Genomic DNA, 12,520 nt, shown 5'->3' with positions numbered 1-12,520 from the left:
CTGCACGGCCCACCCGCCCCGCCACCTCCATGAACCGCTTTCCGTGACCAACCAACCACCTCTCAGCCACGAGGGGCTCAGCCGTTGGCCGAATCCAGTAAAATCGCCGACATGAACGCCCCCACCTTCCCGTACGACACCGCGCGCCTGAGCGAACTGGCCCAGCTGCTGATCGACAACATCCGCGAACTGGCCCACGCCGGCTGGACCCCGGCCACCAGCAGCAACTTCTCCCACCGCCTGGACGACCGCCACGCGGCGATCACCGTCTCGGGCAAGGACAAGGGCCGCCTGATCGAGGATGACATCATGGTGGTGGACTTCGACGGCCAGGCCGTGGGCCGTCCGTTGCGCCCGTCCGCCGAGACCCTGCTGCACACCCAGCTGTACCGCCGCTTCCCGGAGGTCGGCTGCGTGCTGCATACGCATTCGCCGGTGCAGACCATCGCCTCGCGCCTGTATGCGCCGCAGGGCCACATCCGCCTGGAGGGTTACGAGCTGCTGAAGGCCTTCGCCGGCAACAGCACCCACGAGATGGCCATCGACGTGCCGGTGTTCGCCAATACCCAGGACATGAACGTGCTTTCGCAGCAGGTCGATGACCTGCTCGACCGGCAGAACCTGTGGGGCTACCTGATCGACGGCCATGGGCTGTACGCCTGGGGCCGCGATATGGCCGAAGCACGCCGCCACCTGGAAGCGTTCGAATTCCTGTTCCACTGCGAACTGGAACTGCGCAAGCTGCGCAGCTGAACCGGCGCGCAGGTGCAGATGCCGATCCGGAATCTGCGCCCCGCCCCCACCCTGCTACCCTGTCTTCCCCCGAGACGTTCAAGCTGCCGCCATGAGCCGACTGCGCATCTACGACGACACCCGCCCCGAATCGCCGCTGCTGGACACCCAGGACGGCGCGGTCATCGCTGCCGAACTGCAGAAGATCGGCGTCACCTTCGAGCGCTGGCAGGCCACCGCGCCAGTCGCGCCGGGCGCCAGCCAGGAGGAAGTGTTCGCCGCCTACCGTGCGGACATCGACCGCCTGGTCGCCGAGCGCGGCTTCAAGAGCGTGGACGTGGCCTCGATCGCCCCGGACAACCCGAACCGCGCCGAGCTGCGCAAGAAGTTCCTCGACGAGCACTTCCACAAGGAAGACGAGGTGCGCTTCTTCGTCGCCGGCTCCGGCCTGTTCACCCTGCACGTGGGTGACAAGGTCTATGAGATCGAGTGCGTGAAGGACGACCTGATCGCCGTGCCCGATGGCACCACCCACTGGTTCGACATGGGTGAGGAGCCGAGCTTCGTGGCGATCCGCTTCTTCACCGAGCCGGATGGCTGGGTCGGTCACTTCACCGGTACCGACATCGCGCAGAAATTCCCCCGTTACGTACCCACCCAGGCGTCCTGATCCATGCAGCCCCGCGTCATCCTGACCGACATCGAAGGCACCACCAGCAGCATCTCGTTCGTCAAGAACGTGCTGTTCCCCTATGCGCGCAAGGCGTTGCCCGCGTTTGTCGCCGAGCATGGCCAGCAGCCGGACGTCCGCCGCTGGCTGGATGCGGTCGCTGCCGAGATCGGCGGCGCCTGCCAGGACAGCCTGGTGGCCGAAACGCTGCAGGGCTGGATCGACCAGGACCGCAAGCACACCGCACTGAAGGCGCTGCAGGGCCTGATCTGGGATGAAGGCTACCGCCGCGGCGACTACACCGCGCACTTCTACCCGGAAGTAGCGCCGGTGCTGAAGGGCTGGCACGCTTCCGGCCTGCCGCTGTACGTGTACTCCTCCGGTTCGGTGTCGGCGCAGAAGCTGTTCTTCGGTTTCAGCGATGCCGGTGACCTCAGCCCGCTGGTGTCGGGCTGGTTCGATACCGAGATCGGCGGCAAGCGCGAGGCCGACAGCTACCGCCGCATCGTGCAGGCCATCGGCGTGCCCGCCGGCGAGATCCTGTTCCTGTCCGATGTGGTGGAAGAGCTGGATGCCGCCCGTGAAGCCGGCCTGCAGACGCGCCTGATCGACCGCCGCGACGACTACCCGATGCCGCGCACCGGCCAGGCCGCCAATGGCCACGAGCGGGTCGAGAACTTCCAGCAGATCCAACTGTAAAAAAGAAAGGTGTGCGGACCAACGATCCGCACCTACCCGGCTCCGCTTCTGGTAGTTGCCAACCTTGGTTGGCATACGGCCGATGTGTCAACCAAGGTTGACACCTACCAGAACATGGTTCACCTGCCCTCATCGATCGTTGAGGGTTTTCACCTTCAGCGCTTCGCGCAGGGTAACCAGATCCACCGGGCCGCGTACGGCGATATCGCGGGTTTCGCCCGGCAGCAAGTCCAGCAGGTTGTCTTCGACCTGCACATCCAACGCACCGAAATCAATCCACGCCGCGCGCACGTAAGCCGCGCTTTCCAGCCGTAGTCGATAGTGGTCGCCTTCGATGGACAACGTGGCCTTGAGCTTCTGCCGCGGCAACATCTGGTCCTTGGCTTCGACGAATCCGACCACCTGCCGCGCGCTCACCGCCCCGTTCTGCAGCAGCTCGAACACCGCCACCGTGCGCTTCGGGTCGGCACCGGCCAGCAGCTCGGCATCGCGGAAATCACCGATCGAGGTCACACCCGACGCCGCCAGCGTCGCCGCGTCCTCGCGACGGCGCAGCACCTTCCCCTCCACGTCCATCACCCGCAGCCGCCAACGTGCATCCAGCGCCGCACCGTCATTGATCAGGCGTACCCGCGTACTGCCCTCATCGCGCAGCGCCGCTACCGTGACCGGCGCGAAGAAGCGCCGCGCGGCGAAGTGCAGCGCCTTCCAGCGACCGAAGTAGTCCACGCTGGACCATGAAGCACCCGGCCAGACATCGTTGAGCTGCCAGTACAGCGAGCCCATCGTGTACGGCCGCGAAGCGCGATGGTGCAACGCGGCCAGCGCGATGCCATCGGCCTGCATCACCTGGCTGAGGTAGACAAAGTCCTCGAAGTCCTTCGGCGTGCCGTAGCCCAGTTCGATGTAGTGCAGCAGGCGGCTGTTGCCCTCGCCGGCCATGAATTTCTGGTGCGCGCGGATCACCGGGCTGTCGATGCGCTGCTCGGCGCGGGTGGCGATCTGGTCCACGGTGGCCACCGACGGCCATGCCTGCAGGCCGTACTCGGACATGAAGCGCGGCGTCTCGCGCAGGTAAGCCTGCACCGGCAGCGCCGGATTGCCCCAGACCTGCCAGTAGTGCTTGTCGCCACGGGTCGAGTCGTTCGCCTTTTCGTCCAGGTCGTTGCTGGGCGAGCTGGACCAGTACGGCACGCCCAGCCCCTCCTCCCCCACTACCTGACGCAGATCATTGCCGAACAGGTCGACATAGCCCTGCCAGACCTTCGCTGCAAACGCAGGGTCGGCTGCCTTCAGGTCGCGACCGTGGCCCCAGTCCTTCCAGGCGGTTTCTTCCTCGTTGTTGCCACACCACAGCACGATGCTGGGGTGATGGCGCAGCCGGCGCACATTGTCGCGTGCCTCGGCCACCACGCTGGCACGGAAGACCGGATCGTAGCCCGGCTGCATGCCACCACCGAACATGAAGTCCTGCCAGACCAGCAGGCCCAGTTCGTCGGCGATGTCGAAGAACGCATCGTCCTCGTAGTAGCCGCCACCCCAGTTGCGCAGCATGTTCATGTTGGCGTCGCGTGCGGCGGTCAGCACCTGGCGCAGGCGCGCGGCGTCGACCCGTGCGGGGAAGGCATCGAACGGAATGACGTTGGCGCCCTTGGCGAAGATCTCCACGCCGTTGATGACGAAAGCGAAGCCCTGCCCGCCCTTGCCGTCTTCCTCGCGGCGCAGTTCAACCGTGCGCAGGCCGATGCGCTGCTCGCGCACCAGATCCGGCGCGCCACCTTGGTCCAGGCGGGCCCGCACCGTGTAGCGGTCCTGCGCGCCGTGGCCGACTGGCCACCAGCGCCGCGGATCGGCCAGTTCAACCGGAACCTCGATGCTGTTCTGGCCGGGCTTCAGCAGCACCGTGCGCTGCACCTGGGCCACGTTGCGGCCCTGCGGATCCTGCACATCCACATTCACCACGGCCGAGCCCGCCGCCGCACCCTGCTCCACTCGCAGCAGCACGGCCAGCTTCGCCTGCTCCGCGCTCAATGCATCCGTGCGCACCGCAAGATCGGTCAGGCGGTGCGCGTCCCAAGCCTGCAGATCGATTCCGCGCCAGACGCCGGCGGTGACATAGCGCGGACCCCAGTCCCAGCCGAAGTGGTAGGCCGGCTTGCGCGCGAAGTTGCCGACCATCGCGTCCTTCGGCTCATCGCCATACGGCGACGGGTAGTTGCCAGCGATCTTGTGCGGCATTGCCTGCACGCCCGGCAGCAGGGTGCGGATCGGCGAACGGAACACGATCTGCAGTTCATTGTTGCTCGCACGGAGGCGGCCTTCGACCCGGGCACGCCACGTGCGGTGTGCGTTGTCCGCGCGCAGCAGCGGCTTTCCGTTGAGGCTGACTTCGGCGTAGGTATCCAGCCCATCGAAGCGCAGCTCGGCATTGGGCTTGGCCAGCGTCACCGCATCCACGTCAAAGCGTGCGCGGTACTCCCAGGCCGCCAGGCCGATCCACTGTAGTTCGGCCTCCGGCGCGCCAACGTACGGATTGCGGATCAGCGCGTGGGCCAGCAGGTCGGTGTGCACGCTGCCGGGCACCTGGGCCGCACGCCACTGCTGCAGACCGGGATGGGCCGCGCCCTGCGCGTCGCCGGGCAGCATGCGGAATTCCCACTGTGCCTGTAGTGGCGCCGCAGTTGCCGGGAAGGCGGAGGCTGCAACCAGCAGCAGGAGCAGGCGGACAACGAGGGGAAGGCGATGCACGGGATGCTCCTGTTTTTCCGCCGGGCATGGCCCGGCGCTACCAATTCAACACGCCACGGTAGCGCCGGACCACGTCCGGCGAGCGCGCAGCGCGGCAGACCTCAACGCACCACGTTCAGCACTTCGTAGCACGCGCCCATGGTGTGGTAATCCACCTTGCCGGCCGGGCTCTTCTCGTCGCTGTACTTGCGGTTGTCGGCATCGAGGATGCGGAACCAGGCGCCGTACCGTTGATCGACGAAGTGTTCCCACGAATACGCCCAGATACGCTGGTACCACTGCCAATAGCGGTCATCGCCGGTACGCTTGGCCATCAGTGCGGCGGTCGCCAGCGTCTCCGCCTGCACCCAGAAATACTTGTCGTCGTCGCAGACGAAACTGTCGCCACCGATCGGGGCGCCATCCATGCCCGGCTGCCGGCGCGATTCCGGCGCGAAACCGTAGTACAGGCCACCCCGCGCCTCGTCCCAGCTGCGCGCCACGGCCACGTCGAACAGGTGCTGCGCGGTCGGCACCAGCCAATCGGCCTGCACATGGCGGTCCAGGATCAACAGCAGCTTGGCCCATTCGGTCTGGTGGCCCGGCTGGAAGCCCCACGGGCGGAACAGGTGCTTGGGGTCATCCAGGTTGTAATCCCAGTCGATCTCCCAGTTGGAATCGTAGTGCTCCCACACCAGGCCACCGGCCTTGGCGGCCTGGCGGCGGGTCATGTTGTCGGCCAGCTGCAGCGCGCGCTCCACATAGCGCTGTTCGCCGCTGGCCTCGAAGGCGGCCAGCATCGCCTCGCACATGTGCATGTTGGCGTTCTGGCCACGGTAGCCGGTGAAATTCCACTGCCCATCGGCTTCGTCCTTGTAGAGGCCGAGCTGCGGCTCCCAGAAACGCGCTTCCAGCAGCTGCCAGGTCTCGTCCATCCATGCGCGGGCCTGTTCGAGACCGGCCTTCAGTGCGCAGCTGTAGGCCAACAGCACGAACGCCACGCCATAGCAGTGGTTCATGTCGTCCTCGACCTTGCCATCGCGCAGGGTCCAGGCGTAGCCACCGGTGGCCGGATTGCGATGCACCTCGCGCAGATAGCGCACGCCATGCTCGACTGCGTCGCGGTATTCGGCGTTGCCGAACTCGCGGTATGCCATCGCGTAGTTGAAGACGAAACGGGTGCTGCTCACCAGGTGGCGGTGGCTGGCATCGTAGATGCTGCCGTCATCACGGAAGTAGTGGAAGAAGCCGCCGTTCGGATCGATGCAGCGCGGGTGGTAGAACGCCATCGTGTCGGCGATATGCGCACGCAGGAACGCGGGTGAACGGAAATCGGGGGAGGTGCTCATGCGGTAATGTACTGGGCCTGCAGCAGCTGCTGCACTTCATCGAGCGAGGGCATCGCGGCGAACGCGCCCTTGCGGGTAACAGCCAGAGCGCCGACCGCGGCACCGAATCGCAGCGTGGCGGTGATCGCCTCCGGGTCCTGGCAGAATGCTGCAAAGCCTGCACCGGCCCCGCCACGCTCCAGCAGCCCAACCAGCACGCCACCGACGAAGGCATCGCCAGCAGCCGTGGTGTCGACCGTGGCCACGCGGAAACTGGTGACCGTGCCGTGGTTGTCGCGGGTGTACCAGTGCAGCGTGGCCGCACCGTCGGTGACGATGACCCAGCGCGCCTGCGCGGCCAGCAGGCGCCGCAGCACCGTCGCCTCGCCGTCACTGCCCAGCGGCGCGGCCAGGTAGTCCAGCTCCTCGCGCGACAGCTTGACCAGGTCGGCACGTTCCAGCGCCTGCCACAGGCGCGGCGTCGGGTCCTCGTTGGCCGGCCACAGCGCCGGGCGCAGATTGAGGTCCAGGCTGACCACCGCACCGGCGTCACGGGCGCGCTCCATGCCGGCGAAGGTCGCCTCGGCAATGGCCGGCTCGGTCAGGCTGTTGGAGCAGACATGGAAGCACTGCGCGCTGTCGAAGCACGCGGCCTGGAAGTCGCTGTCACGGAACAGCAGGTCGGCCGCCGGTGGGCGGTAGAAACTGAAGCTGCGCTCGCCGCTGGCATCCAGCGCGACGAAGGCCAGCGCGGTCTTTGCCGCATCGGTACGCACGATGTAATCCGTGCCCACGCCGTGCTCGGCCAGGCTGTCCGCCAGGAAGTCACCGAACATGTCTCGGCCCAGCATGCCGACGAACTGGGTCTTCGCCCCCAGTCGCGCTGCCGCCACCGCAACGTTGGCCGGCGCACCGCCGGCGTACTGAAGGAATGCGCGCGGGGTGTCGGCCGAGGCCGGCGGCTGCGCTAGTAGATCGATCAAAATTTCGCCGAAGCAGACAATGGCACCCATTCCGGACTCAGCCTCCCTGCGTTGCGGAAGCCGGCGTACGTGCGCCGACCAGTCCGTAGAAAATGATGTAGCCGTAGCACAGCAGCGGCAGGATGAAGCTGGCCTGCACACCGATGTGGTCGGCCAGCACGCCCTGCAGGTACGGCACCACGGCACCGCCGACGATGGCCATGATCAGCAGGCTGGAGCCCTTGTTGGTCAGCGGCCCCAGGCGCTCGATGCTCAGCGCGAAGATGGTCGGGAACATGATCGAGTTGAACAGGCCGATCGCCACCACCGAGTACAGCGCGATGCTGCCAGAGGTCAGCATGGTCGTAACCAGCAGGGCCACGTTGACCAGCGCGAAGATCGCCAGCAGGCGGCTGGGCGAGAAGCGCGCCAGCAGCGCCGAGCCGGCGAAGCGGCCAATCATCGCCATCGTCCAGTAGGCCGACACGTAATGGGTGGCCTCCTGTTCGCTGAAGCCGCCGATGTTGGGCATCGACAGGTAATTGACCAGGAAGCTGCCGATCGACACTTCGGCACCGACGTAGAAGAAGATGCCCAGCACGCCCAGCAGCAGGTGGCGCTTGCGCAGTGCATCCAGGTAGCTGTGGTGGTGACCCTGGTCAGCCTGCTCGGTGGCGTCGCTCAACGCCGGCAGGCGGAACAGGAACACGAACAGCGCCAGCAGTACCAGCGCCACCGCCAGGCCCACGTATGGACCCTGCACGGCCTGCGCCTCGGCGGCACGGTAGGCCAGCTGCTCGGCGGCCGGCAGCGCCGCGATGTCATCGGCACTCTTCACCGTGTTGGACAGGATCAACATGCCGCCAAAGATCGGGGCGATGGCCGTGCCCAGCGAGTTCAACGCCTGCGCCAGGGTCAGGCGGCTTGAGCTGGTCTGCTCCGGTCCCAGCAGTGCGACGTACGGGTTGGCGGCGACCTGCAGCACCGTGATGCCGGTCGCCAGCACGAACAGTGCACCGAGGAAGGCGCCGTAGACGCGCAGCTCGGCCGCGGGCCAGAAACCCAGTGCGCCGATACCGGCGATCAGCAGGCCGGCCACGATGCCCTTCTTGTAGCCCAGCGCCGCCACCAGGCGTCCGGCCGGCAGCGACATCAGGAAATAGGTGCCGAAGAAGGTGAACTGCACCAGCATCGCCTTGGCGTAGTTCAGCTCGAACACCGCCTTCAGGTGCGGGATCAGGATGTCATTGAGGCAGGTCAGGAAGCCCCACATGAAGAAGATCGTGGTGACCACGGCCAGCGCCTTGCCGTTGGTGACGGCGGGTGCGTTGCCCGAAGAACCCGATGGACGGGGCGTTGCGGAGATCGGCATGCGGTACGCGCCTCGATGCGCGGAAGGTCGTTGTTGCGTGGAAGGGGTATGCGGAAGGAATCAGTTCGGTCGTGCGGCACTGCTTTCGCGGATGCGCAACTGCACCGGCGCGACCGTGCGCCGAGGCGGCGCGTCGGGTTCGTCCAGCCGCTGCAGCAGCAGCGCCGCAGCCTGGCGGCCACGCTCGCGCGGGTCGGCGGTGAGCGTGGTCAACGGCGGTACGGCCACCGCCGCCTCGGAAATATCATCGAAACCGGTAACGGCAAAATCGCCGCCCGGACGGATGCCGCGCGAATTCAGGCCCAGCATCAGGCCCAGCGCGACGGTGTCGTTGTAGCAGACGGCCGCACTCGGGCGATGGCCATCGGCAAACAGCTCATCGGTGCGCGCCGCGGCCTCCAGGCGGTTCGGTGCCGATTCGATCATCCAGCCCGGCGGCAGCGACAGCCCGGCCTCGGCCAGCGCCTGCTGGAAACCGGCGCGGCGCTGATGACAGGAGCTGGATGCCGCGTGGCCGCCGAAGAAGGCGATCTGGCGATGGCCGCGCTCGATCAGGTGGCGCGTGGCGAGATAGGCGCCGTGCTGGTTGTCGAGGGTGAGGAAATCCCAGTCAGCCCCTTCAAGCTCGCGGTTGAACAGCAGCACGTTGGCATTGGCACCCAGCGCCTGCCGCAGCAGCGTGGTATCACTGCCCTCGGCCGGCGACAGGATCAGGCCGGCCGGGGTGTGCTCCATCAGCGTGGACAGCACCGCCTGCTGGCGCTCCGGCGATTCGCCGGTGCTGCCCAGCAGGGTCACATAACCACGCCCGCCCAGCGCCTCATCCACACCGGATGCGAATTCGGCGAAGAACGGGTTGGACAGATCGTTGATCACCAGCGCGATGCTTGATGACGTGCGCCGGCGCAGGTTGGCCGCCGCGCGGTTGTAGACATAACGCTGGCGGCGCAGTTCGGCCTCGACCTTGGCGCGGGTATCGACGTTGACCAGTGGGCTGCCGCGCAGCACCAGCGACACCGTTGCCCGTGACACGCCGATGGCACGCGCGATGTCGGTCACCGTCACCGCCTTGCCGGCGCGTTTGCTGGGACTGCTGCCGTTGTCGTTCATCGTCTTCCCGGACTCCGCTGGATGCTCAAGCCTAATGGATCAGGGACCTGTCGTGCCGTGCCGTTCGCTGGGTCACCGCGAACGGCACAGTCCGTCTCAGCGCAGCTGGCTACCCGGTGCCGCGCACCAGGATACCGGCAGGTCCTTCACCGCCGTGCCCCAGCCCTGCTCCGGCGCCTTCGCGTCGAGCGCGAACTGCAGGCGCGGGCCCTGCTGCAGCTGGTTCCAGTCCAGCCAAACCGGCGCATGCGGCTGGCCATCGACCTGCACGCCCTGCACATACTGCAGACGGCGGCCATCGGCACCCGGCGCGTCGATGCGCAGCGTGCGGCCATTGCCCATGTCCACTTCCACCTTGCTGAAGCGCGGCGTGTGCAGCAGGAACTGGCCACTGCCCGGCACCGCCGGGTACACGCCGATGGCGCTGAACAGGTACCAGGCCGACATCGTGCCGAGGTCATCGTTGCCGGTCACGCCGTTGGGGGCATTGGTGAACAGCTGCTGCGCCGCACGCACCACGGCGGCGGTCTTCCACGGCTGGCCGATCAGCGTGTACAGCCACGGCGCGTGCAGGTCCGGCTCGTTGTTCGGGTTGTAGCGGAACTGGTTGTAATAGCTGTACGGCCCGACCACCCACGCCTTGCGGGCGGCATTGAGCGGGTCGGCCTGCAGCGCGTCCATCGCGAAGAACGCATCGAGGCGGCGGCCGGCCTGTTCGCGGCCGTCCATGGCTTCGACCAGGCCCGGCACGTCCTGCTGCGCCAGCCACTGGTACTGCCAGGCCGTGCCTTCATGGAAACCGTGATGCGAGCGCGGGCTGTAGTGGCCATCGGCCGGGGTGTACCACTGGCCATCCTCGGTGCGCGGGCGGGGGAAACCGGTGAAGCCGGTCTCGGCGTCACGCACCTGCGGGTCCCACACCTTGCGCCAGTTGCGGCCGCGCTCACGCAGCGTCGCCGCGTCCTGCGCATGGCCGAGGCCATCGGCCATCTGCGAAAGCGCACAGTCGGCCAGCGCGTATTCCAGCGTCGCCGAACCGCCGTGATGCGGATCGACGTCCATGCCCTTCGACGGGAACGCGCGGTCGTAGACCACGTAGCCCTTGTCCAGATAGGTCGGGTTGCCGGAGCGGCCAGCCATGCGCGAGTTCAGCGGCGGCGTGCCGAACGCGTTGCGGCGCAGCGCATCCCAGGCCTGCGATTCACGGCCCTTGAGCGCGCCGAAGCGCCACAGATCGACCATGAACGGCGTAACCGGATCGCCGGTCATGATGTTGGTCTCGAAATTGGCATAGCCCCAGCGCGGCAGCCAACCGCCCTGCTCGTCGATCGCCAGCAGGGTACGGCCGATGTCACGCGCCACGTCCGGGCGGGTCAGTGCCAGCCACTGGTTCTGCGCGCGGTAGGTATCCCACAGCGAGAAGTACTCGTAGTAGGTCCAGCCGTCGGCACGGTGGATGCCATCGTCATAGCCACGGTAGCGGCCGTCGGCGTCGTTGCCGGTCATCGGCTGGAGCAGCGCGTGGTAGACCGCGCTGTAGAACACCGCGCGGTCGTCGGCGTTGCCGCCCTGCACACGCACCCGGCCCAGCTGCTCACGCCACGACTGCTGGGACAACGCACGCATGCGGTCGAAACCGAGCAGCGCTCCACCCTGCATGCCATCTGCGCGCAGATTGATGCGCGCGCCGTCGGCATCCACGTGCGAGATTGCGCTGACCGCCGTCACCGACTGGCCCTTGGCCAGGTCGAAGGTCAGCCAGGCACCGTTCGGCTTCTGCTCGCCTTCCATGCTGTGCCGCGCACCCGGCAGGCCACCGCCCTCGCCCCAGGTGCCATGCGCCTTGAACGGACGGTCGAACTCGATGCGGAACCAGGTGGTGTACTGATGACCGCCACAGAAGCTCTTGGTCACCAGCTTGCCCTCGACTACACGGTCGCCGACCACATCGACCACGCTGCCGATCACTGAATGGCGTTCGTTGGCCTGGCCGACATTGACGAGGACGTGGCCATCGCCGCTGCGCTGGCTGAAGGTGTAGCGCTCGGCTGCGGCACGGGTGCGCGCGGTCGCCTCGGCATCGATGCCGCCGTAGCTGGTCAGGCGCACCTTGTAGTAGCCAGCCTGGCCGATCTCGCCGTCATGGGTGTAGTTCGAGGCATACGTCTTGTGGTCGAATTTCTTGGGGTTTCCGGTATCGAAATCGCCGCCCGGGCCGATCGAGCCGGTCACCGGCAGCACCGACACCTGGCCGCCCTGTTCCCAGCAGCCGGCACCGGAGATGAAGGAGTGGCCAAAGCCACGGATCTTCTCGTCGTCATAGCGCCAACCCGAATAGTGGCTGCCGATCGGGCTGACCTGGATCAGGCCGAACGGCGCCGACGCGCCCGGGAACGTATTGCCGTCGTCCTTGCTGCCGATGAATGTATTGACCTCCCGCTCCAGCGCTGCCGGCGCGGCCTGCAACAGCATCGGCATGGCCGAAAGTGCCAACAGGCAGGCCAGGCGCGCCAGCGGGCGCGAGGTCGATGGGACGGCGGGAGCGGACGGCACTGGGCGCATGTCGGGTTCCTGTAGTCGATGACGCGGAGGCAGACGGCCGGGGTCGTTCGGCACCGTTCCGCTGAGTCCCGCCGTGACCGGCAGAGAGCTCCCCCTGGAATGACGCCCGACCCGCGCGGTCGTGAATTTAGATCGATTCAAGTAGAGCATGCAGGTTCAGCCGAATGCATTCTGCGGCGCAGCATGAGGGGGTGTTCGGCAGGGCTGCGCCCTGCACCGCTCCTCGCTGGAGCAACAGCAACAGCAACAGCAACAGCAGAAGCTGGTTTCCTGTGGGGAGTCGGGGTGGGTCCGGTTGCGGGGGACGCTGCAAGTACGTCCATGTAAGCTCGGTCGCCGCATCCATGCGGCTCACGCC

General features: G+C 66.9%; 9 protein-coding genes and 1 pseudogene. 3 read left to right on the top strand and 7 right to left on the bottom strand.

Annotated elements, in window-relative coordinates; all coding sequences use genetic code 11:
• Window positions 1-111 precede the first annotated feature (111 nt).
• The 3 genes from O0J15_RS18740 to mtnC all read left to right on the top strand — a co-directional run bounded on the left by O0J15_RS18740 (window position 112) and on the right by mtnC (window position 2,101).
• The gene (locus O0J15_RS18740) at window positions 112-753 is read left to right on the top strand and encodes a methylthioribulose 1-phosphate dehydratase (protein ID WP_026347187.1); all 642 of its coding nucleotides are present in this window, start codon (window positions 112-114) and stop codon (window positions 751-753) included.
• A gap of 91 nt (window positions 754-844) precedes the next feature.
• Window positions 845-1,402: an acireductone dioxygenase gene (locus O0J15_RS18735; RefSeq protein ID WP_021204389.1), complete on the top strand. Its 558-nt coding sequence runs from the start codon at window positions 845-847 to the stop codon at window positions 1,400-1,402.
• Between the two features lie 3 nt (window positions 1,403-1,405).
• Window positions 1,406-2,101 (top strand): acireductone synthase, encoded by a 696-nt coding sequence (gene mtnC, locus O0J15_RS18730; protein ID WP_180877899.1) that lies wholly within the window; start codon window positions 1,406-1,408, stop codon window positions 2,099-2,101.
• A 129-nt stretch (window positions 2,102-2,230) separates the two neighbouring features.
• On the opposite strand, the gene O0J15_RS18725 is transcribed toward mtnC, so the two are convergent.
• The 7 genes and pseudogenes from O0J15_RS18725 to O0J15_RS18695 form a co-directional block, all read right to left on the bottom strand.
• Window positions 2,231-4,849 (bottom strand): glycoside hydrolase family 2 protein, encoded by a 2,619-nt coding sequence (locus O0J15_RS18725; RefSeq protein ID WP_308306103.1) that lies wholly within the window; start codon window positions 4,847-4,849, stop codon window positions 2,231-2,233.
• A gap of 101 nt (window positions 4,850-4,950) precedes the next feature.
• A complete protein-coding gene (locus tag O0J15_RS18720) occupies window positions 4,951-6,177 on the bottom strand; it encodes an AGE family epimerase/isomerase (RefSeq protein ID WP_308306102.1) in 1,227 nt (408 codons plus the stop codon).
• Window positions 6,174-7,169: a carbohydrate kinase gene (locus O0J15_RS18715; protein WP_308306101.1), complete on the bottom strand. Its 996-nt coding sequence runs from the start codon at window positions 7,167-7,169 to the stop codon at window positions 6,174-6,176. The genes O0J15_RS18720 and O0J15_RS18715 overlap by 4 nt, the downstream gene beginning before the upstream one ends.
• A 7-nt stretch (window positions 7,170-7,176) precedes the next feature.
• Window positions 7,177-8,490, bottom strand: a complete 1,314-nt coding sequence (fucP, locus tag O0J15_RS18710; RefSeq protein WP_019661435.1) for an L-fucose:H+ symporter permease — start codon at window positions 8,488-8,490, stop codon at window positions 7,177-7,179.
• 60 nt (window positions 8,491-8,550) lie between these two features.
• The gene (locus O0J15_RS18705) at window positions 8,551-9,600 is read right to left on the bottom strand and encodes a LacI family DNA-binding transcriptional regulator (RefSeq protein ID WP_057499695.1); all 1,050 of its coding nucleotides are present in this window, start codon (window positions 9,598-9,600) and stop codon (window positions 8,551-8,553) included.
• A 96-nt stretch (window positions 9,601-9,696) separates the two neighbouring features.
• A complete protein-coding gene (locus tag O0J15_RS18700; protein ID WP_308306104.1) occupies window positions 9,697-12,078 on the bottom strand; it encodes a GH92 family glycosyl hydrolase in 2,382 nt (793 codons plus the stop codon).
• A 211-nt stretch (window positions 12,079-12,289) separates the two neighbouring features.
• Window positions 12,290-12,520: pseudogene (locus O0J15_RS18695) on the bottom strand (hypothetical protein); the annotation flags it as partial.

The sequence above is a fragment of the Stenotrophomonas sp. Sm10 genome, assembly GCF_030985515.1.
GTDB classification, from domain to species: domain Bacteria; phylum Pseudomonadota; class Gammaproteobacteria; order Xanthomonadales; family Xanthomonadaceae; genus Stenotrophomonas; species Stenotrophomonas hibiscicola.
Note: the sequence above shows the minus strand (reverse complement) of the source record. Positions and strands in the feature narration are given on the sequence as shown.